Origin of the sequence: Mesorhizobium sp. 8, from assembly GCF_006351905.1 — a bacterium.
Lineage (GTDB): Bacteria > Pseudomonadota > Alphaproteobacteria > Rhizobiales > Rhizobiaceae > Mesorhizobium > Mesorhizobium composti.
On sequence record NZ_CP040914.1, the window covers coordinates 1,845,129 to 1,867,050 of the forward strand.

The 21,922-nt window shown below is 66.2% G+C and carries 20 protein-coding genes; 19 read left to right on the forward strand and 1 reads right to left on the reverse strand.

Annotated elements, in window-relative coordinates:
- Positions 1-178: 178 nt before the first annotated feature.
- The 18 genes from FGU64_RS08955 to FGU64_RS09040 all read left to right on the forward strand — a co-directional run bounded on the left by FGU64_RS08955 (position 179) and on the right by FGU64_RS09040 (position 17,864).
- A complete protein-coding gene (locus tag FGU64_RS08955) occupies positions 179-1,114 on the forward strand; it encodes a flagellin (RefSeq protein ID WP_136356287.1) in 936 nt (311 codons plus the stop codon).
- Between the two features lie 203 nt (positions 1,115-1,317).
- Positions 1,318-2,238 carry a flagellin gene (locus FGU64_RS08960; RefSeq protein WP_330998593.1) on the forward strand — a complete coding sequence of 307 codons (921 nt, stop codon included), beginning with the start codon at positions 1,318-1,320 and terminating at the stop codon, positions 2,236-2,238.
- Between the two features lie 154 nt (positions 2,239-2,392).
- Positions 2,393-4,036 carry a flagellar basal-body MS-ring/collar protein FliF gene (gene fliF / locus FGU64_RS08965; protein WP_139952600.1) on the forward strand — a complete coding sequence of 548 codons (1,644 nt, stop codon included), beginning with the start codon at positions 2,393-2,395 and terminating at the stop codon, positions 4,034-4,036.
- Positions 4,009-4,656, forward strand: a complete 648-nt coding sequence (locus tag FGU64_RS08970; protein WP_246671270.1) for a hypothetical protein — start codon at positions 4,009-4,011, stop codon at positions 4,654-4,656. Before fliF ends, FGU64_RS08970 begins: the two co-directional genes overlap by 28 nt.
- Positions 4,653-6,035, forward strand: coding sequence for a MotB family protein (locus tag FGU64_RS08975; protein WP_139952603.1), 1,383 nt, complete (start codon positions 4,653-4,655; stop codon positions 6,033-6,035). The genes FGU64_RS08970 and FGU64_RS08975 overlap by 4 nt, the downstream gene beginning before the upstream one ends.
- Positions 6,032-7,447, forward strand: a complete 1,416-nt coding sequence (locus tag FGU64_RS08980; protein WP_139952606.1) for a chemotaxis protein MotC — start codon at positions 6,032-6,034, stop codon at positions 7,445-7,447. The genes FGU64_RS08975 and FGU64_RS08980 overlap by 4 nt, the downstream gene beginning before the upstream one ends.
- Positions 7,444-8,850 carry a flagellar hook-length control protein FliK gene (locus FGU64_RS08985; protein WP_139952610.1) on the forward strand — a complete coding sequence of 469 codons (1,407 nt, stop codon included), beginning with the start codon at positions 7,444-7,446 and terminating at the stop codon, positions 8,848-8,850. Before FGU64_RS08980 ends, FGU64_RS08985 begins: the two co-directional genes overlap by 4 nt.
- Positions 8,777-9,370: a transglycosylase SLT domain-containing protein gene (locus tag FGU64_RS08990; protein WP_139952613.1), complete on the forward strand. Its 594-nt coding sequence runs from the start codon at positions 8,777-8,779 to the stop codon at positions 9,368-9,370. Before FGU64_RS08985 ends, FGU64_RS08990 begins: the two co-directional genes overlap by 74 nt.
- A 214-nt stretch (positions 9,371-9,584) precedes the next feature.
- Positions 9,585-10,253: a response regulator transcription factor gene (locus FGU64_RS08995; RefSeq protein WP_136356301.1), complete on the forward strand. Its 669-nt coding sequence runs from the start codon at positions 9,585-9,587 to the stop codon at positions 10,251-10,253.
- Between the two features lie 100 nt (positions 10,254-10,353).
- On the forward strand, positions 10,354-11,610 hold the full coding sequence (locus tag FGU64_RS09000; protein WP_139952615.1) for a flagellar hook protein FlgE: 1,257 nt from the start codon (positions 10,354-10,356) through the stop codon (positions 11,608-11,610).
- Between the two features lie 40 nt (positions 11,611-11,650).
- On the forward strand, positions 11,651-13,099 hold the full coding sequence (gene flgK, locus FGU64_RS09005; protein ID WP_139952618.1) for a flagellar hook-associated protein FlgK: 1,449 nt from the start codon (positions 11,651-11,653) through the stop codon (positions 13,097-13,099).
- 4 nt (positions 13,100-13,103) lie between these two features.
- Positions 13,104-14,156, forward strand: coding sequence for a flagellar hook-associated family protein (locus FGU64_RS09010; protein WP_139952621.1), 1,053 nt, complete (start codon positions 13,104-13,106; stop codon positions 14,154-14,156).
- Positions 14,157-14,175: 19 nt separating this feature from the next.
- A complete protein-coding gene (flaF, locus tag FGU64_RS09015) occupies positions 14,176-14,523 on the forward strand; it encodes a flagellar biosynthesis regulator FlaF (RefSeq protein ID WP_136356309.1) in 348 nt (115 codons plus the stop codon).
- On the forward strand, positions 14,520-14,972 hold the full coding sequence (gene flbT, locus FGU64_RS09020) for a flagellar biosynthesis repressor FlbT (protein WP_139952625.1): 453 nt from the start codon (positions 14,520-14,522) through the stop codon (positions 14,970-14,972). The genes flaF and flbT overlap by 4 nt, the downstream gene beginning before the upstream one ends.
- A 2-nt stretch (positions 14,973-14,974) precedes the next feature.
- Positions 14,975-15,382 carry a flagellar hook assembly protein FlgD gene (gene flgD / locus FGU64_RS09025; RefSeq protein WP_139952628.1) on the forward strand — a complete coding sequence of 136 codons (408 nt, stop codon included), beginning with the start codon at positions 14,975-14,977 and terminating at the stop codon, positions 15,380-15,382.
- 38 nt (positions 15,383-15,420) lie between these two features.
- The gene (fliQ, locus tag FGU64_RS09030; protein ID WP_136356315.1) at positions 15,421-15,687 is read left to right on the forward strand and encodes a flagellar biosynthesis protein FliQ; all 267 of its coding nucleotides are present in this window, start codon (positions 15,421-15,423) and stop codon (positions 15,685-15,687) included.
- 145 nt (positions 15,688-15,832) lie between these two features.
- The gene (locus FGU64_RS09035) at positions 15,833-17,491 is read left to right on the forward strand and encodes an MFS transporter (RefSeq protein WP_246671271.1); all 1,659 of its coding nucleotides are present in this window, start codon (positions 15,833-15,835) and stop codon (positions 17,489-17,491) included.
- A gap of 91 nt (positions 17,492-17,582) precedes the next feature.
- Positions 17,583-17,864: a hypothetical protein gene (locus FGU64_RS09040; protein WP_139952631.1), complete on the forward strand. Its 282-nt coding sequence runs from the start codon at positions 17,583-17,585 to the stop codon at positions 17,862-17,864.
- 3 nt (positions 17,865-17,867) lie between these two features.
- Here the strand turns inward: FGU64_RS09040 and FGU64_RS09045 are convergent, their stop codons facing one another.
- Positions 17,868-19,649, reverse strand: coding sequence for a chloride channel protein (locus tag FGU64_RS09045; RefSeq protein ID WP_180375662.1), 1,782 nt, complete (start codon positions 19,647-19,649; stop codon positions 17,868-17,870).
- A gap of 188 nt (positions 19,650-19,837) precedes the next feature.
- On the opposite strand from FGU64_RS09045, the gene flhA reads away from it, so the two are divergent.
- Positions 19,838-21,919, forward strand: a complete 2,082-nt coding sequence (gene flhA / locus FGU64_RS09050) for a flagellar biosynthesis protein FlhA (protein ID WP_246671335.1) — start codon at positions 19,838-19,840, stop codon at positions 21,917-21,919.
- Positions 21,920-21,922: the final 3 nt, after the last annotated feature.

Here is a 21,922-nt window from a genome sequence, read left to right on the forward strand (position 1 = left end):
CCGGAAGGCGACGTTTCACCTTCCGTTAACCATAAAGCTTAGCTCTTTTTCAGGGAGTGCCTGCCATTGTCCCGGCAATGGCGGGTGGTCGCTGGATCGACCATAGGCATGATGCCGTACCGTCATACCGGTCGAGCCGGTATGCCAAAAAAATCCATATAGTAAGGTACGTGTACTCATGTCGAGCATCAACACGAACGCGTCTGCGCTCACCGCACTGCAGAGCCTGAACGCGACCAACAAGGCACTCGAGACCACGCAGTCGCGCATTTCGACCGGCTTCCGCGTTTCTTCGGCGTCCGACAACGCCGCCTACTGGTCGATCGCCACCACCATGCGCTCCGACAACAAGGCCAACTCCGTCCTCCAGGACGCTCTCGGCCTCGGCGCCGGTAAGATCGACACCGCCTATACGGCAATCAATTCGGCCATCGACGTGGTCGACCAGATCAAGGAAAAGGTCCTGCTGGCCAAGACTTCCAGCACCGACGACCGCGCCAAGATCCAGTCGGAAATCACCGCGCTGCAGGACCAGCTCAAGGACAATATCGGCGGCGCCAGCTATGCCGGCTCCAACCTGCTGAAGACGGATTCTTCGGTCGCCGGCACCAAGCTGACGGTCATGACGTCCTACAACCGCGACTCGACGGGCAAGGTCTCGACCGGCACCATCGATGTCACCAACGACAGCACCCGCCTGATCGACAGCCGCAGCACCGCGGCTTCCAGGACCGGCATCCTCGACAAGCAGTTCGCCGTCGGCGCGGCCACGGCGACCAAGTCGTCGATCCTTGACCTCAAGGTCACGGGCACCGGTTCCGCCGGTACGAGCACCGCCTTCGACAACATGCTGACCGGCATCGAAACGGCGCTCAAGGGCATGGCCACCGGTGCTGCGACCCTCGGTGCAGCCAAGGCCCGCATCGATCTCCAGAAGGACTTCGTCTCGAAGCTCTCCGACTCGATCGATCGCGGCGTCGGCCAGCTCGTCGATGCCGACATGAACAAGGAATCGACCCGCCTGCAGGCCCTCCAAGTGCAGCAGCAGCTCGGCATCCAGGCGCTGTCGATCGCCAACTCGAACACGCAGCAGATCCTGTCGCTGTTCCGCTAAGGCTGGCGCCGGCGACAGCCGGCAACATCAGGCCGAAAGGGCCGCGCTTCCCCGGGAAGCGCGGCCTTTTTCCTTTCCGCTATCGTCTCACATCCCTTTAATCGGCTGTTAACCATGACGGGCTAGTTATGGTTAACCGATCGTATCCGTCGCGCCCCGGCCCGGCGGAATGTCCGAGGAAAGGGTGGCCCGTGGCAAGCATCATGACGAACGCCTCTGCGATGACGGCATTGCAGAGCCTCAATGCGACCAACAAGCAGCTTGAGCAGACGCAGAGCCGTATCTCCACCGGCTTTCGCGTCTCGACCGCGTCCGACAACGCCGCCTACTGGTCGATCGCCACCACCATGCGCTCCGACAACAAGGCGAATTCGGTCGTGCAGGATGCGCTGGGCCTCGGCGCCGGCAAGGTCGATACCGCCTATACGGCGATGAATTCCGCCATCGACGTCATCGACGACATCAAGGCCAAGGTCCTGCTGGCCAAGACCTCGAGCGCCGAGGACCGTGCCAAGATCCAGAGCGAGATAAAGTCCTATCAGGACCAGCTCAGGGATTCGATCGGCGGCGCGACCTATGCAGGTGCCAACCTGCTGCAGACCGATTCGGCCTCCACCGATACGACGCTGCAGGTCATCTCCTCCTACAACCGCGACTCGACCGGCGCCGTCGTCACCGGCTCCATCGACATCGCCTACAAGAACATCCGCCTGATCGACGCCAACGCAACCGCCAGCACGGGTATCCTCGACAAGGCCGGCTCGGCGTCCAGCGTATCGTTGCTCGATATCAGCCTGTCGGCGACCGGCATGTCCGCCATCACCGGCACCGGCGACGTCGCCAAGTTCGACAACCTCCTGACCGACATCGAAAAGGTGCTGGGCAAGATGACGGCCGCGGCTTCCGAACTCGGCGCCGCCAAGTCGCGCATCGACATGCAGAAGGATTTCGTCTCCAAGCTGATGGACTCCATCGACCGAGGCGTGGGCCAGCTCGTCGACGCCGACATGAACAAGGAATCGACCAAGCTCCAGGCGCTTCAGGTGCAGCAACAGCTCGGCATCCAGGCGCTTTCCATCGCCAACACCAACTCGCAGAACATCCTCGCGCTGTTCAAGGGTTGACGCCGGCACCGACAAACTTTCGCAAGGGCCGCGGCTTTCGCGGCCCTTTTCCTTTGCGCGGTACCGTTCAAGCCGCGCGCCCGGCCCATAATTTTCGCACAAGCTTCGCGCCTTAGGCTGAAGGCAGGGCAATCATGCCGGGAGCAGAGCTGCCGTGCCGGAGCAGATCAAGACCATCATCGCCAACCTGCAAGGGTTCGGTACGAAACGGCTGGCCATCATGGGCGCCATCGCCGCGCTGGTGATCGCCGTCGTCGGCATCGCCTCGGTCTATCTGAACCGGCCCGCCTACGAGACGCTCTATGTCGGTCTCGACCGGGCCGATGTGAACCAGATCGGCATGGTGCTCGGCGAAGCCGGCATCGCCTTCGACGTCGGCTCCGACGGCACCAGCGTGCTGGTCGCCGCCGGCAACACCGCGCAGGCGCGCATGCTGCTTGCCGAAAAGGGCCTGCCGACCAGTGCCAACGCCGGCTACGAACTTTTCGACAATGTCGGCTCGCTCGGCCTCACCTCCTTCATGCAGCAGGTCACCCGCGTGCGCGCGCTGGAGGGCGAGATCGCCCGCACCATCCAGTCGCTGCAGGGCATCAAGGCGGCGCGCGTTCACATCGTCATGTCGGAGCGCGCCAATTTCCGCCGCGACGAGCAGCAGCCGTCCGCCTCCGTGGTCATCCGCTACGCCGGCACCGACGCCACCAAGACGGCCATGTCGATCCGCCACCTGGTCGCGGCCGCCGTGCCGGCGCTGTCGGCCGACAAGGTGACGGTGCTGGATTCGACCGGCAACCTCCTGGCCGCCGGCGACGACCCGTCCAACACGAGTGCGGCCCGCTCGCTCGGCGTCGAGCAGACCGTCGAGACACAGATCGAGGACAATATCCGCCGCGCCCTCAGCCCCTATCTCGGCCCCGACAATTTCCGCGCTTCGGTGAAGGCCGACGTCAACACCGACACGCGCCAGACCGAGGAGACGATCTACGATCCGAACTCGCGCGTCGAACGCTCCGTGCAGACGGTGAAGTCGAACGAGAACAGCAACCAGAAGCAGGCTTCCACCCCGACCACAGTCGAGCAGAACCTGCCCGAGACGCAGGCCGCCAGCACGGACGGCCCGCAGTCCAGCTCGCAGAACGACCGCAAGGAAGAGATCGCCAACTACGAGATCAGCTCCAAGAAGATCGCCACCGTCTCCAACGGCTACAGCGTCGACAAGATGTCGATCGCCGTGGTGGTCAACCAGCAGCGGCTGAAGGATATCCTCGGCAAGGACGCGACGCCCGAGCAGATCGCCCAGCGCGTCGCCGACATCCAGAAGATGGTCGCTTCCGCCACCGGCTTCGACGAAAAACGCGGCGACATCATTGACGTCTCGGCCGTCGAGTTCATCGACGGGCTCGACGGCGTGCCGCTCGAACAGCCGGGCATCATGGAGCGCATCGGCCACTACACCGGCACGCTCATCAACGCCGCCGCCTTCGTGGTCGTCGTCTTCCTGCTCGCCTTCTTCGGCCTGCGGCCAATGGCGGCGGCACTGACCGCCAGGCCCGCGGCGCTGGCCGGCCCGAGCTTCGAAGAGGTGCAGCGCTCGCTGCCGACGCCCGATCCGGCGGTCGCCGGCGCCATAGCCGGCCCGGAAACCGCAGGCGCGCGTCCCGCCGTGCAGACCCCGCTCGACGACCTGCGCCAGAAGCTCAGGCCCGCGCCGCAGGAGCGGCTGGCCCGCATGGTCGACCTGAATGAGGAACGCACGGCGCAGATCCTGCGCAAATGGGCCGCGCAAGAGGCGACGGCCTGATGCGCTCGGCCGCCCTGTTCGACCTTCTGCCCGACTTCGGCACGAGACCCGAACCCGCTGAAGCGGCGGCGAAACCCGTCGAGCAGCCAGCGCCCGAGGCCGTTCCCGAGCCGGACATGGGCACGATCATCGCCGAGGCGGTAGCACGGGCCGAGCAGGAAGCCGAGGCGCGGCTTGTTGCCGCCCATCAGGCGGAACTGACAGCGCAGCTGGAGGCCAAGCAGGCGGAAACCGACGCCTTCCTGCAAACGCTGGGCGGCGACATCGGCGCCGCCGTCGCCGCTCGCATCGACCTCATGCAGGCGGCTGTCACCGATCTCGTCGCCGATCAGGTCGCGCGCGTCGTCGGCGGCCTGCTGGGCGAGGATTTGCAGAAACGGTCGCTCGCCGCGCTCGCCAATGCCGTGCGAGAGGCGATCGGTGACGCGGATGCGGTGCGCATCCGCGTCAGCGGCCCCTCCTCGCTCTACGAGACGCTGAAGACCGCGCTCGGCGAGCGCGCGGCGAACCTCGACTTCACCGACGCTCCCGGCTTCGACCTCACCGTCGCCATCGACGACGCCGTCTTCGAGACGCGCATGGCCGAATGGTCCGCCGCATTGTCCGAGGTGCTGTCATGAGCATGGCCGGGGCGGCTGAGGAGAAGCACGAGATCATCATCGTGCGGCGCGGTCACGACGATGACGACGAGGGTCATCACGGCGGCGTCTGGAAGATCGCCTTCGCCGACTTCATGACGGCGATGATGTGCTTCTTCCTGGTCATGTGGCTGATCAACGCCGCCAACGAGCAGACCAAGGCCGCCGTCGCCTCCTATTTCAACCCGATCAAGCTGATCGACCGCAATTCCAGCCGCAAGGGACTGGAGGACCTGGGCAACGGCCCCTCCCCGGTCGGGATGACCGCGCGTAATCCCATCCCCGACGCCGACAAGAACGGCAAGAGTGGCAAGGACGGCACGGCTCCCCAGGACAATGACGAGGGGCAGAAGGAAGAAAGCAAGAAGTCCGACCAACAGCTGTTCGCCGATCCCTATGCGGTGCTGGCCGAAATCGCCTCCGACACCGGCATTATGCAGAACGTCAGCAAGAAGGGCGACGGCGGCGCGCAGGAGGCAGGCCCCGCCTCCGGCGCCGACGGTGGCCAGTCCTACCGCGATCCGTTCTCGCCCGACTTCTGGTCGCAGCAGGAAACGACACCCGCCGCCGAGGCGAGCGCCGCCCGTGCCAGGATCGACGGCGAACCGGCCAAACCCGGCGACAGGATAGCCGAAGTCGCCGTTCCCGAAATCAAAGCGGTGGCGCCCGCAGCCCAGCCTGAAAAGGCACCGGCGCAGCCTTCGCAGATGACTCAAGCCGGGAAAGCGCAACAGGTTGCGGCGAACGCACCGAAAGAGACCAGGCCGGCCGGCGCATCGGCAGACAGGATCGAGGCAGACAGCGGCCCCACCGCCGCCAAGCCGACCGAGAGCGGGCCGGCCAAAACCGAAGCGGCGAAACCGGACGGGATCGAGGTGCCGAAAGGTCCGTCCGCCGCCGCGCTGCGCGCAGCCGCCGAGGTCAGCCGGGAAATCGCCGATACCTTCAAGCTGAACGACAAGATGCTGAACGGCATTTCCGTCGAGGCCACCGACAAGGGCGTCGCCATCTCGATCACCGACCAGCTCGATTTCGGCATGTTCGAGATCGGTTCGGCCGTACCCAGCCGCGACCTTGTGCTGGCGATGGACAAGATCGGCCGCATCGTCAACGCGCAGAAAGGTTCGGTCTCCATCGAGGGGCATACCGACGCCCGCCCCTTCCATTCGGCCACCTACGACAACTGGCGCCTGTCGACCGCGCGCGCGCATGCTGCTTATTACATGTTGGTGCGCGGCGGCGTCGACGAAGGCCGCATCTCCGAAGTGGCCGGCTTCGCCGACCGCCGGCCGAAGGATAAGGCCGACCCTTATGCCGCCGTGAACCGCCGCATCGAGATCATCCTGGAGACGGCAGGATGAGACGGATCGCGGGGCTTTGCCGCGCCGCCGGCTTCCTGCTGACCATGGCCGCGGGCACCGGTGCCGGCCACGCCACGGAGACGCTGGCGCCCTACCAGATGGTGCGCTCGCTGCAACTGGTGCAGGATCGTATCGCGTCCGGCGACCAGGCGGCGCTGCCGATGCAGGCCAAGCTGCTCGAGCTGACCGACGCGCGCCTGCGCAAGCTGAGCGCCGAGGACCTGAAGGACCCGAAGAACCTGCGCGCGCTTCTGGTCTACGGCATGAGCGGCGGCAATCCCGCGACCGTCAAGGCGGCGACCGCGCATATCGAGATGGATGCCGGCATGCAGGCGATCTCCACCGGCATCCTCGCCTATCTCGGCGGCCGTCCCGCCGACGCCATCGAGGCGCTGAAGCCGGTCGACCCGATGACGCTGCCGAGCGATCTCGGCGCCTTCGTCGCCCTGGTGAAGGGCTCGCTGCTCGCCGGCGAGGACCCGGCACAAGCGCTCCCCCTCCTCGACAAAGCGAGGTTGCTCAGCCCCGGCACGCTGGTGGAGGAAGCGGCACTCCGGCGCACGATCGGCATCACGGTGGCGAACGGCGACGCCGCCCGCTTCGCCCATGCCTCCACCCAGTATGTCCAGGGTTACCTGCATTCGCCCTATGCCAGCCAGTTCGCCGACTCTTTCGTCTCCGGCGTCATTTCCATGGACCAAGCGCTCGGCCGCGACAGGCTCGCCGACATCACCTCCATGATGGACGCCGAGCGCGCTCGGGTGATCTATCTGCGCATCGCCCGCCGCGCCGCCATCGACGGCCTGAACGACCTGTCCGCCTTCGCCGCCGCCAAGGCCGAGCAGAAGCGCGGCAAGGACACGGGCAACGATCCGCGCGCGGCCCTCTATGCCAGCCTTTCGGCGGTGACGTCAGCGACGGTCGACGACCTGCGCGAGACGTTGAAGACGATCGACCGCAGCCGCCTCTCCGAAAGCGACCGAGCCCTGTTCGATGCCGCCGAGGCCGTCACCCGCGAGATCGTCACCCCGCCTCCCGCCGGTGCCGCGACGCCGGTGCCGCCTCTGGCCAAGGCCGTCCCTTCGACCGCCCAACCTGCCGCCACCGACTTGGCGGCTGCGAAAAGCCCCGCCACGCCGGAAGCGGCGGACGACCTGCCGCCCGTCGAGGGCGCGGTCTCCGAACGCCCGGCCGAGCAGGGCGCGTCCGAACCAGCGGCGTCGGAGCCGGCCGGCGAGCAGGCCGCCGCGCAGCGGCCGGTCGCCGACGCATCCCCACTGGCTACCGAACCTGCGCCCATGACATCGGATGCCTCCGCAAGCCAACCTGCCGATGCCGCGGACGCGACCATCGCCGATGCGCGACGAAAGCTCGATCAGATCGACCAGATGCTGGGAACCTCCCCCCAATGACCGTCACCATGACCACGACCCTTCCCGGCATGGCGACCGGCCCTTCGAGCCCCGCACCGGCACGCGAGCCGGCATCGGGCGAACCCGCCTTCCGCGACGTGCTCGACGGCAGGGATCGATCCACGGCGGATACGAAGACGACGCCGGAAAGCGCCGCCCGTACCCGCTCGGACGAAGACGGCCGGACAACCGGCTCCGCGCACGAAAAACATCGCCACGGCAAGCATCGTGATAACGTCGATACGGCGCAGGACACGCCGCCGCTGCGCGACAGGCTGCCGCTGCTGGTCAGCCTGAACCGTCTCGGCGCCGCCAAGGATGGACAGCCCGGCGCAGTGGACGACGGCAAGCGCAACGAAGCTGCCGACAAAAATGCGACCGTGGACGACGGCACGGCAATCGCCGCGTCGATGATGCTCGATGCGGCGGCCGGCAATTCCGCCAAGGCTGGCGAACGGAAGGCGGATGCCGCCTCGCCCGCCGAACGGATTGCCCAGCAGGACCCGCCTGCCGGAAAGACGGAACTCGAAGCGAAAACGCATCCCGCGACGGCGCAAGCCGCCGACGCGGCCACTCGCGCCGCAATCCATCTCCAGCCGGAACAGGCAGCGACGGGCAAGCGCCAGGCGCTGCCTGGAGCGGCCGTTGCCGGGACCTCGGAAACAGAGGGGGTCACCGACGCGCCCCTGACGGACGCCAGCGACGCCTCGAAAGACGCTCCCCCGCCACGCATCCGCGAAATCTCGCCGGAACGGAAAGGCGCGGACGACGATGCGTCGCAGCAGCGCGCCGGCGAACGCCATCGGGACGACACGCCGCGCACCGTCGCGGTCACTGCCAGCCAGTCCTTCGCAGCGCCCGCTTCCCACCCGATGAGCCAGACGACGGCGGCGCTTGTCGCCACCATTTCCGCCGACAACGGTTTTAGGCAGGCCGCCGCGATGCAGGCGGCCACCCCCTCTGTTGCCCTTCCGACACACGTCCTCAAGATCGAGCTCCGCCCCGCCGACCTCGGCTCCGTCACCGCCAGCCTGCGCATGACGGGACAGCAATTGACGGTTGAGCTGAAGCCCGAGACGCATGAGGCCTATCGCCGTCTGGAAGCGGACAAGGACGACATCGCCAAGTCGCTGAAACGCCTCGGGCTCGGCGTCGACAGCGTCACCGTCCTGCAACCGCAGATGGCAGCGACGCCTGCCGCGCGCGCCGATGCGGCATCGTCGGCGACCGCGGCACCCTACCGCGACCCCTCGTCCTTTCAGCCTGGCAACCCGAACGGCGACGGAGCGGCCGGGCGGCAGGCGGGCCACCAATCGGAAAGGAACGGCAATGACGGCAGGCAGGACGCCCCGCGCAGCGCGCAGGCTTCTCGCATCGGTGCTGGCGGCAATCTGTTTATCTAGCCTTGCGGCTGAGGCGGCAAACGCCGCCGCCAACCCGTGCGAGGCGGAAATCCTGCGCGCTGCCGGCCGCTACGGCATTCCGGCCGGCATCCTCTACGCGGTCGGTCTGACGGAAACCGGCAACAAGGGCAGCCTCCAGCCCAACGCCTTGAACATAGAAGGAAAAGCCGTCTTCCCGCGAAGCCGTTCGGAAGCGCTCGCCGACTTCGAGCGAGCGCGCAACAACGGCAAGACGCTGATCGATCTCGGCTGCATGCAGATCAACCATCACTACCACGCCTCGCAGTTCCGCAGCGTCGCCGACATGCTCGATCCGCATCGCAACGTCGACTATGCCGCCCGCTTCCTGGCCAGCCTTCATGCCCGTCACCAGACCTGGTCGATGGCGGTCGCCCATTACCATGCCGGCCCCGACAACGATCCCGCGCAGAAGGTCTATGTCTGCCGCGTCATCGCCAACATGGTCGCCGTCGGCTTCGGCAAATGGACGGCCAACGCCCGCACGTTCTGCAAACCGTAAGTTGCACGATCTGCCGCGCCGAATACAGCTGACGGAGTCTCGGACGACGAACGGCAGGCGCGATGCCGACGCTTACATATTTGTCGGATAATACAACCAGAGCGATTCCCGACTCCCAAGAAACTATCCGCAAGATTTGATGGTGGTCACGATTCCCGGCCGCGATTACCCATTGTTGCAACGGGGCATAAAAGTTGATTCGGAGGGCGGGCCGATGATCGTGATCGTTGACGAGCGCGAACTGGTGACGGAAGGGTATCATTCCCTTTTCGATCGCGAGGGCGTGGCGAGCGCCGGCTTCGCGCCGGGCGAATTCGGGGAATGGGTCGAGAGCGCGCCCGAAGACGACCTCAAATCGGTCAGCGCCTTCCTCATCGGCGATTGCCGCGAGGGCTCGGTCTCGCCGCGCCAGATCCGCGGCCGTACCGGCGCCCCGGTGATCGCGCTCAGCGAACAGAACTCGCTCGAAAACACGCTACGCCTGTTCGAATCCGGCGTCGACGACGTCGTGCGCAAGCCCGTCCACATCCGCGAAATCCTCGCCCGCATCGCCGCCATCAGCCGCCGCGCGCAGGACGAGGCCGCCTACACCGAAATCGGCGCCATGCGCATCTTCATGGACGGCCGCGACCCCGAGATCGACGGCGAGCCGCTGCCCCTGCCGCGCCGCGAGCGCCGCATCCTCGAATATCTCGCCGCCAACCGTGGCCGGCGCGTCACCAAGACCCAGGTCTTCAACGCCATCTACGGCATCTTCGACGAAGAGGTCGAGGAGAACGTGGTGGAAAGCCACATCAGCAAGCTGCGCAAGAAGCTGCGCGAGAAGCTTGGTCACGACCCCATCGATTCGAAGCGCTTCCTGGGCTACCGGCTGGTAGCCTGATGCGGCCGGCCCGTTCGCATCGTCCCGGCCGCGACAGCTTCGCGCAAGACAGGACGCGTATCCTGAAGGCCGCTCTTTCGCGGTACCAGGAGACGTTTCGATGAGCTTGTATGGAATGATGCGAACCGGCGTTTCCGGCATGAACGCCCAGGCCAACCGCCTGTCCACCGTCGCCGACAACATCGCCAATGCCGACACCACCGGCTATAAGCGTTCCTCCACCGAATTCTCCACCCTGGTCATGCCGACCACCGGCGGCGCCTACAATTCCGGCGGCGTCACCACCACGGTGCGCTCCTCGATTTCCTCGCAAGGCGTGCTGCAATACACGACTTCAGTGTCCGACCTCGCCGTCAACGGCGACGGCTTTTTCGTCGTCCAGGACGCCAGCGGCACGCCTTACCTCACGCGCGCCGGCGCCTTCGTGCCGGATGCCGAAGGCAGGCTCGTCAACGCGGCCGGCTTCCAGCTGATGGCCTACAGCTTCGAGAACGGCGTGCCGGCGGCGACCGTGAACGGCTTTGAGGGCCTTGTGCCGGTGGTCATTTCCGAGCAGGGCATGACGGCGACGCCCAGCACCGAGGGCAGCTTCGGCGCCAACCTGCCCGCCTCGGCGACGCCCGTCGCGGCGGGCGACCTGCCCTCCACCAACAGCGCGACGGCGCAATACACGGCCAAGTCCTCGCTGGTCGCTTACGACAATCTCGGCAACAAGGTGTTGCTCGACGTCTACTTCACCAACACCGGCGCCGGCAGTTGGCAGGTTTCGGTGTTCGACCAGTCGAAGGCGACGCCCGGCACCTCCTTTCCCTATACCGGCGGCGCGCTCGGCTCGGCCAACCTGAGCTTCGACACGACCACCGGCAAACTGACGGGCGCCACCGACAGCGTTTCCTTCACCGTGCCCAACGGCGCAGCCATGACGCTCGACCTGTCGACGCTGACCCAGCTGGGCGCCGCCTACACGCCGACCGAACCGACGGTGAACGGCAACGCTCCCGGCACCATCGACAAGGTCGAGATCAGCAAGGACGGCACCATCTACGCCCGCTACAAGGACGGCTCCTCCAAGGCGCTCTACAAGATCCCGCTGGCCGACGTCACCAGCCCGGACCAGCTCTCGGCGCTCGCCGGCAACGTCTACGCGCAGAGCTCGGAATCGGGTGCCGTCACGATCGGTTTCGCCAACCAGGGCAAGGCCGGGGCGATCATTTCGGGCGCGCTGGAGAACTCCGACGTCGACATTGCCGAGGAACTGACCTCGATGATCGCGGCGCAGCGCAGCTACACGGCCAATTCCAAGGTATTCCAGACCGGTTCCGACCTGATGGACGTCCTGGTCAACCTCAAGAGATGAGTGGCCGCGGCGGCGCGGCGATTGAAAGACGCTAAGAAGAATGTCCCTTTCATCCGCATTGAGCATCGCTCAGTCGTCGCTGCTGACCACCTCGCGCCAGACGTCGGTGGTCTCCCGCAACGTCGCGGATGCCGCCAATCCCGACTATTCGCGCCGCACGGCGCCCGTCGTCTCGACCGACCCCGGCGCACGCGCCGTCCAGATCCAGCGCGCCGCCAACGAGCAGCTTTTCCGCCAGAACCTTGCAGCACTATCGGCCTGGGCGGGCCAGAGCGCGCTTTCCGGCGGCCTCGACCAGCTCGAACTGGCCGTCAACGGCGTCGACAACGCCTCCTCGGCATCGACCGCCATCGGCAAGCTGCATGAGGCGCTGCAACTTTACGCCACCTCGCCGTCGAACCAGAACGCCGGCACCGCCGTCATCGACGCCGCGCGCCAGGTCGTGCGCTCGCTGAACGAGGGCACCGACGCCATCCAGAAGTTCCGCACCGACACCGATGCCCAGATCGCCACGGCGGTCGGCGACCTGAACTCGCTGCTCTCCCAGTTCCAGGACGTCAACACAGCCATCGTCTCGGGCAGCCGTTCGGGGGCCGATGTCTCCGACGCACTCGACCAGCGCGACGCGCTTTTGAAGAAGATCGGCGAATACGTTCCGATCTCGACCTTCACGCGCGGCGACAACGACATGATTATCACCACCGGCGACGGCACGACGCTGTTCGAGACGATCCCGCGCTCGGTGTCCTTCCAGCCGCTGGCCGGCTACGCGGCCGGCACCCAGGGCAACGCCGTCTACATCGACAACGTACCCCTCAAGGCCGGAACCGGCGGCGACACCGACGCCGGCGGCAAGCTGGCCGGGTTGATCCAGCTTCGCGACAACGTCACCGTCACCATGCAGGCCCAGCTCGACGAGATTGCGCGCGGACTGATCGGCGCTTTCGCTGAGACGGCGCCTCCCAATCCCGACGCGGCGGGCCTGTTCATGCAGGCGGGCACCTCGTCCATTCCCAGCACGTTGACCACCGGGCTGGCTGGCCAGATCAGGGTCAACGCCGCCATGGACCCCGCCGCCGGCGGCAACGTCACCCTGCTGCGCGACGGCGGCGCCAATGGCGCGGCCTATGTCGCCAACACCTCCGGCGGCGCGTCCTATGCCGACCTGCTCATCGGCTACGCCAACCGGCTCGACCAGCCGATGGCGTTCAGCCCGGCCGCCGGCATCAACACCACCGTCAGCGTCACGACCTACTCGGCCAGTTCCATCGGCTGGTTCGAGGGCATCCGCCAGCAGGCCTCGACCGCCGCCGACGCCAAGGAGGCGCTGGCGACCCGCACCGCCGAGGCGCTGTCCAACGACACCGGCGTCAATGTCGATACCGAAATGTCGCTGCTGCTCGATCTCGAGCACACCTACCAGGCGTCGGCGCGGATCCTCAGCACCGTCAACCAGATGCTGGATTCGCTGATGGAAGCGGTGAGGTAAGATCATGAAGGCGTCAGGCGTTTCCTCCGCCGCCATCTCCAACGCCATGCGCTACTCGCAAACGCGCATGCAGGTCGACCTCGTCAAGGCGCAGAAGGAGATGGATACCGGGCGGGTCGCCGATACCGGGCTGGCGCTCGGCACGCGCACGGCCCAGTCGGTAACCTTCGCGCGCGACCTCGACCGGCTGAACGGCATCGTCGATTCCAACGCGCTGGTGGCGTCGCGGCTGTCGTCCACCCAGGATGCGCTCGGCCAGCTCACAGATGTCGCGCAGGCGCTGCTCGGCGCCATGGCGACGGCCTCCTCCGGCGACATGACCGACGCCGTCGCCCACGATAGCGGCAACGCTGCGCTGCAGTCGATGACGGCAATCCTCAACACCTCCGTCAACGGCGAATACCTGTTTGCCGGCACCAACACCGACGTCAAGCCGATCGACGACTTCACCGCCGCGGGTTCGCCGGCGAAGGCCGCGCTCGATGCCGCCTTCTTCGCCCGTTTCGGCTTTACGCAGGACGACCCGGCCGCCGCCTCCGTCACCACCGCCCAGATGGACGACTTCATCACCAATGACGTCATGCCGCAGTTCTTCGGCACGGGCTGGCAGACGAACTGGTCGAGCGCCACCGACGAGCAGATCGTCAGCCGCATCGCCCTCAACGAGAAGACTGAGACCTCGATCAGCGCCAACAACGACGGCGTGAAAAAGCTCGCCATGGCCGCCGCCATTGTGTCCGACTTCTTCTCCTCTTCGACGCTGAGCGGCGAGGCGAAGAAGACGGTGGCCTCGCGCGCCCTGTCGCTGGCGGGCGAGGCGGTAAGCGATCTCGGCCAATCCCAGTCGCAGGCCGGCATCATCCAGAAGCGCGTCTCCGACGCCACCGACCGCATCAAGACGCAGGCGGACCTGTTCGAAAAGCACATCCTCGACCTCGAAGGCGTCGATCCCTACGAGGCGGCCAACCGCGTCAACGACCTGATGTCGCACATCCAGACCTCGTTCGCGCTTACCGCACGCATCCAGCAGCTGAGCCTGCTGAACTTCCTGACCTGAACCACGGACTTTGCCAGCGATGTATCAATTCTCATACGCCGACATCCAGACAGACTCCGTGGCCGACGCCAAGGAGCGCGAGCGACAGTTGCTCACCCGTTCCATCGAGATGCTGACGGCCGCCGCCGCCGCCGGCACACAGTCGATGGAGGCGATCGAAGCGCTGCATTTCACCAATCGCGTCTGGACCAGCTTCGTCGAGGACCTTGGTTCCGACGACAACGCGCTGCCCAAGGAACTGCGTGCCAACCTGATCTCGATCGGGCTCTGGCTGTTGCGCGAAACGGAAGACATCCGCCAGGGTCGCGCCGACAATTTCGAGGGATTGATCGAGGTGTCGCAGATCATCCGGGACGGGATCCAATGACCAACACGCTGAAGCTGTCGCTCAAGCCGAACGAGAAGATCTACATCAACGGCGCCGTCGTGCGCGTCGACCGCAAGGTCAGCATCGAGCTGATGAACGACGTGCAGTTCCTTTTGGAAAGCCACGTGCTTCAGCCCGAGGATGCCTCGACGCCGTTGAAGCAGCTCTATTTCATCGTTCAGGTGATGCTGATGAACCCGCAAGGGGCCGCCGACGCGCGCGACATGTTCCGCCGCTCGCTGCCGCTGCTGCTCGCCAGCTACCACAACGAGCAGATCCGCTCGACGCTCAAGCACGTCGACCAGCTTGTCGGCGAGGATCACGTTTTCGAGGCCCTGAAGGCGATTCGCTCGCTCTACGGACTGGAGCGCAAGCTGGTCGATCCGGACGCCGGGGACGGCGCAAGCGAGGATATGGCGGCACGGCCGCTGGCAGTCGGAGCACGATGACCATGAACGTCGATATGACCACCACGATACCGGCTGGCGCCAACCAGGCGACGCCCAAGTCCAAGGCATCGGTCGATTACCAGTCCTTCCTGAAGCTGCTCATCGCGCAGATGAAGAACCAGGACCCGACGCAGCCGATGGATTCCACGCAATATGTCGCCCAGCTCGCCACCTTCTCCCAGGTCGAGCAGTCGGTGCAGATGAACACCAAACTGGACAGCATCCTGCAATCCTCCGCGCTGTCGCAGGCCGACGCGCTGATCGGCCATTCGATCACCTCGGCCGACGGCAAGACGACCGGCACGGTCTCGGAGGTCCGGCTTTCTTCCTCGGGGCTGATCGCGGTGCTGGAGAACGGCACGGAAATGGCGGTCGGGCCGGGCGTGACGGTGGGACCGGCGGCGAGCTAGGATAGACTTCCGCAACAAGGCAAGCGCAGGCTGGCATCATGAACGAAGCCGATGCCCTCGACCTCGTCCAGTTCGCAGTGTGGACCGTGCTCACGGCCTCCGCGCCGGTGGTGCTCGTCGCCATGGTGGTCGGCATCGGCATCGCGCTGATCCAGGCGCTCACCCAGGTCCAGGAAATCACGCTGACCTTCGTGCCGAAAATCGTCGCCATCATGCTGGTGGTGGCGCTGACCGGCCCCTTCATCGGCGGCCAGATCTCGGCTTTCACCAACGTCATTTTCGAGCGCATCCAGACCGGTTTCTGACAGAGCGCGAAAAAATCGTGTCCGGCCGTCCGCTGGACCATGATCTTTCTCGCAAAGGCGTTCGCCTTTTTCCCCGTGTCGGCTAACGTCGTGTCGGCTAATTTCGGCCCCACGACCACCACCGGACGAATGCGACGGAGACGGCATGCCGCATCACGGCGAGGCAGTGATCGAAGACGAACCGGAGGCGGAACGCTCCGCCGCGCTGGCGCCGTTCCGCATCGGCATTTTCCGTGCCGTCTGGTCGGCCAACCTCGTCTCCAACTTCGGCGGCCTCGTCCAGGGCGTCGGCGCCGCATGGATGATGACCTCCATCGCCACATCGTCCTACCAGGTGGCGCTGGTGCAGGCTTCGACGACATTGCCGATCATGCTGTTCGCGCTGGTCGCCGGCGCCATCGCCGACGGCTTCGACCGGCGCAAGGTGATGCTGGTGGCGCAAGTCTTCATGCTGGTCGTGTCCGTGCTGCTCACCGTCTTCACCTGGCTCGACCTGATCACGCCGTGGACGCTGCTCGCCTTCACCTTCCTGATCGATTCGGGCACCGCGCTGAACAGCCCGTCCTGGCAAGCTTCCGTGGGCGACATGGTGCCGCGCGCCAAGGTGCCGGCGGCGGTGGCGCTAAACTCCATGGGCTTCAACATCACCCGCTCCGTCGGCCCCGCCATCGGCGGCATCATCGTGGCGGCTTTCGGCCCGGCGGCGGCCTTCGCCGCCAACGCGGCGAGCTATCTCGGCCTCATCACCGTCATGGCGCGCTGGAAGCGCGAGGAGCCGGTCTCGCCCCTGCCGCGTGAATCGCTCGGCGCGGCGATGGGCGCCGGCCTGCGCTACGTCGCCATGTCGCCCAACATCGGCAAGGTGCTGGCGCGGGGTGCCGCCTTCGGCGCCACCAGCGGCGCCGTGCTGGCGCTGCTGCCGCTGGTGGCGCGCGACGTCATCAAGGGCGACGCGCTGACCTATGGCATCATGCTCGGCGCCTTCGGCGTCGGCGCAGTCGGCGGCGCGCTGACCAGTGTCAGGCTGCGCCAGTTGCTCTCCAGCGAAACGATGGTGCGCGCCGCCTTCGCCGGCTTCGCCTTGTGTTCGCTCGTCTGTGCGTTGAGCACCCACGCCTGGGCGACGGCGCTCGGCCTCGTCGTCGGCGGCGCCTGCTGGGTGATCGCCCTGTCGCATTTCAACGTCACCGTGCAGATGTCGACGCCGCGCTGGGTCGTAGGGCGGGTGCTGTCCATCTACCAGATGGCGACTTTCGGCGGCATCGCGCTGGGAAGCTGGATCTGGGGCCTAGTGGCCGATCATCACGGCGCGCCGGTGGCGCTGATGGCGGCAGCGGTCGCCATGCTCGCCGGCGGCGCTCTCGGCCTTGTCCTGCCGCTGCCGCAGCATACGCCGCTCAACCTCGATCCGCTCAACCGCTTCCGCGAGCCGACGCTGGCGCTCGACCTGCAATCGCGCAGCGGGCCGATCGCCATCATGATCGAGTTCATCATCCGGGAGGACGACGTGCCCGAGTTCCTGGCCCTGATGACGGAACGCGGCCGCATCCGCCGCCGCGACGGCGCGCGCAACTGGGTGATCGCGCGCGATCTCGAACACCCGGACGTCTGGCTGGAAACCTACCATACGCCGACCTGGCTCGATTACATCCGCCACAACACCCGCATCACGCAGGCGGATGCGGCCATCACCGAACGCATCCGCGAACTGCATGCGGGCGAAGAGCGGCCGCGCGTACGCCGCTGGATCGAGCGGCCGACCAGCACGGTCACCGGCGTGGTCAAGAAGCGGGCGCAGGAATAGGGACGCCCCCTTCCGGTTTGCAACCAATCCTCGCCTTGATTATTTTGCCGTCATGAGATTGCTGCAAGCTCCGCCCGCCGCGGCGGCCGCCATGCTGGCGGTGCTGCTTACCGGTTGTGCGTCCGGATCGACCGGCGGTGCGAGCACACCCTGTGCCGACATCAACGTGAGCATCGGCGAGACATCGAAAGAATTGTCGTCCGCTGCCATCAGCCGCGGCAAGATCAGCAATTTCGACGTGCCGTTCTGGGTGCCGGGCGGCGTCAAGGCCCGCTCGGCGCTGGAGGATCGCCAGACCCGCAAGATCGAGGGACTGGAAACGGAGCTTGCGGCAAAACGGCAGGAGCGTGCCTCACGCTGCCAGCGGCCCTGAAGCTTATTCCTCACCGGACAGGTCGCGGCGTGCCTTGTCGAGTTCCTCGGCGTAGCGCCGCATCAGGTGCCCCTCGGTCAGCAGGCCGACCACCGCGCGGTCGGTGAAGTCCTTGACCACCGCGAGTTCCTCGGCGCCGGCGCGCTGGAAGGTTTCGGCCGCCGACTGCACGTTCATGGTCGGCACCAGCACCGAATCGCGGAACTTGGCGAGCGTCAGCACCGTGGAGCCCGGATTGCCCTGCTCGCTGTAGACCTCCGCCACGATCAGCACGCCGGCGTAGCGCCCGTCCGCGTCGACGGCCACGACCCGCTGCGCGGAGCCGAGCGGGATCGCCTTGCGGAATTCATCCAGCGTGGTGGACGAATCGATGATGCGCACGTCCTTGCGCATCATCGAACCGACAGTCAGGCTGCGCATCCAGCCGACGTCGTGGGCACTGCGGATCGTCTCGCCGCGCAGGTGGAAACGCCAGGTCGAGAAGGAGTAGCCGAACGTCTCGCGCACCAGCATCGCCGACATGATCGAGGCAGCCAGCACCACGCCGGAAAGCGTGATGTCGCGCGTCGATTCCAGCGCCATGAACGTCATCGTCAGCGGTCCGCCGACCACGCCGACGGCCAGCGACGTCATGCCGACGACGGCGGCGACGTCGGCGTCGAACCCGCTGGCCGGGAAAAAGAAGACCATGGTGCCGGCGAAGATCTTGCCCATCAGCGCGCCGAGGAACAGCGAGGCGAAGAACAGGCCGCCGCGAAAGCCCGACCCCAGCGAGATCGCCGAGGCGGCGAGCTTGAGCAGGAAGACGCTGGCGATCACCGCCAGCCCGTAGTTCATGGCGAACTCGCGGTGCAGCGCGCCATGACCGCTGGACAGCACCTGCGGCGTCACCAGGCCGAGCAGGCCGACGATGCAGCCGCCGAGGAACGGCCTGAGCGAAGCGTCGATCGAAAGCCGAGCGAACAGCCGCTCGACCGACGTGACGAAATACATGATGGCAATGGACACGCCGCCGCCGACCAGACCGAGCAGCAGGAACGGCACGTACAGGCTGGGCGTCAGTTCCGGCAGGCCGGAAAGCTCCATCGGGAACGGCACGCCGCCGAACACTTCCGCCGTCAGCGACGCGCAGATCGCGGCGGCCATGACCGGGGCGACATTGCCGACCGAATAGGTGCCGATCACCAGCTCGAAGCCGTAGAAGGCACCCGTCAGCGGTGCGTCGAAGGCAGCGGCGATGGCGCCCGCCGCACCGCAGCCGACGAGGATGCGCACGTCGTTGCGCCGCATCCTGAGGAACCGCGCCAGCCGCGAAGCGAGGCCGGAACCGACCTGGGTGTAGCCCGCCTCCAACCCGACGGATGCGCCGAAGCCTGAGGAGATCATCGTCTGGCCGGCGATGATGAAGGTGTCGGTGAGCGACATGCGCCCGCCATAGAGCGCGTTGGCCTCGATCGGGTCGACCGGCGTCCGGAACTTGCGCCTGCGCAGCCAGACCACGGTGAGGCCGAGCAGGATGCCGCCGACCGCCGGCACCAGCGCCTGCACCGGGCGCTGCAGGGAAAACATGCCGGACAGCCGGCCGCCCGGCTGGACCTCGAACAACAGCACATGCAGCCACTGCACCAGCGCGCTCATCGTCGTCACCAGCGTGCCGGCCATGACGCCGACCAGCCCGCCGAGCAGCACCACGACGATGCCGCGCGCTTCCAGCACCGGCAGCGATCGCACGACGAGCGCGCGAAGCCGGCGGGCGTGGACTGGCAACTGTGCGGCGGATAGCAAAGGGCGGCTCGCGGAAATCCCGGTGGAAGGAGCCTGATACTTCGGCCTCGCGCACATGACAACGCGTGGCGGCATCACGGTCAAGCGAGGCCGTGCCGTTTCCACCCACCTTCGCGCAAGCTTGGGCCGCTAGGCTCAAGGCTCGGGCTTTGCTGCCCGCGACGTGGCCGGCGGAGACGACAGTGGCGATCAGTGAAACCTTCTCGGCGCGCAACGCCGTCAAGAACGGCCGCGACGTCTTTTTCGCCGCCGGCATCGTCATCATCCTCGCCGTCCTGTTCCTGCCCATCCCCGCTTTCCTGATCGACATGGGGCTGGCCATCTCGATCGCGCTGTCGGTGCTGATCCTGATGGTGGCGCTGTGGATCCAGCGCCCGCTCGATTTCTCGTCGTTCCCGACGGTGCTGCTCATCGCCACCATGCTGCGCCTGTCGCTCAACATCGCCACCACCCGCATGATCCTGTCGCACGGCGACCAGGGCACGCACGCCGCCGGCTACGTCATCAGCGGCTTCTCCAACCTCGTCATGAGCGGCGATTTCGTCATCGGCCTGATTGTCTTCATGATCCTGATCGTGGTGAACTTCATCGTCATCACCAAGGGTGCCACGCGCATCGCCGAGGTGGGCGCCCGCTTCACCCTCGACGCCATCCCCGGCAAGCAGATGTCGATCGACGCCGACCTGTCGGCCGGCATGATCGACGACAAGACGGCGCAGCTGCGCCGGCGCGAACTGGAGGAAGAATCCTCCTTCTTCGGCTCCATGGACGGCGCCTCGAAATTCGTGCGCGGCGACGCCATCGCCGGCCTCATCATCACCGCCATCAACATCGTCGGCGGCATCGCTATCGGCTACCTGCGCCACGACATGAGCCTGGGCAAGGCGGCCGACATCTTCGTCAAGCTTTCGGTCGGCGACGGCCTGGTGACGCAGATACCGGCCCTGATCGTCTCGCTGGCCGCCGGTCTGCTGGTTTCCAAGGGCGGCACGCGCGGCTCGGCCGACAAGGCTGTCTTCGGCCAGCTCGGCGCCTATCCGCGCGCCCTCTACGTCGCAGCGGCACTGCTGGCCCTGCTCGGCCTGATGCCCGGCCTGCCGATGTTCCCTTTCGTGACGCTGGCCGGCGCCATGGCCGGGCTCGGCTACATCATCCCCCTCCAGCACAACCGCCGGATCGCGGAAGAGGAAGCCGGCAGGAAAAAGGAAGAAGCAGCCAAGGCCGAGGAGGAGAAGAACTCGGTCAAGGCTTCGCTGGCCACTGCCGAGATCGAGCTCCTGATCGGCAAGCAGCTTTCCACCCGCCTCATCAGCGCGCACCAGGAACTTGCCTTCCGCATGTCGAAGATGCGCAAGAAGTTCGCCACCCAGTACGGCTTCGTCGTACCGGAAGTGAAGCTGACCGACGATTTCGCCATCCCGCCCAAGAGCTACCAGATCAAGGTGCACGGCACCGTGGTCGCCGAACACCAGATGCGGGTGGGCGAACTGATGGTGCTGCTCGGCACACGCGACATCCCCGACATTCCGGGCGAGGAAGTGCGCGAGCCCGCTTTCGGCATGCGCGCCTATTCGGTGATGGAGACCTTCGCCGAGGACCTGAAGCGCGAGCAGTTCACCTATGCCGACAATATGTCGGTGCTGCTCACCCACCTCTCCGAGGTGATCCGCAATAACCTGCCGCAGCTTCTTTCCTACAAGGACATGAAGGCGCTGCTCGAGCGGCAGGACCCGGAATACCGCAAGCTGGCCGACGAGATCTGCTCGCAGCATATCTCCTATCCCGGCCTGCAGGCGGTGCTGAAACTGCTGCTCGCCGAGCGCGTCTCCATCCGCAACCTGCACCTCATCATCGAGGCCATCGCCGAGATCGCGCCGCATGTGCGCCGCACCGAGCAGATCGTCGAGCATGTGCGCGTGCGTATGGCGCAGCAGATCTGCGGCGACCTGACCGAAGGCGGCGTGCTCAAGGTGCTGCGCCTTGGCAATCGCTGGGACCTCGCCTTCCACCAGAGCCTCAAGCGCGACGCCAAGGGCGAGGTGCGCGAGTTCGACATCGACCCGCGTCAGTTGGAAGAATTCGGCCAGGAGGCGACCAAGGCGATCCGCAAGCATCTGGAGGCCGGCGAGCGATTCGTCCTCGTCACCGCGCCGGATGCCCGGCCCTACGTACGCATGATCATCGAGCGGATGTTTACGACCCTGCCGGTGCTTTCCCACGTCGAGATCGCCAAGGGCGTCGAGATCAGGGTGCTGGGAACGGTTTCGTGAGGA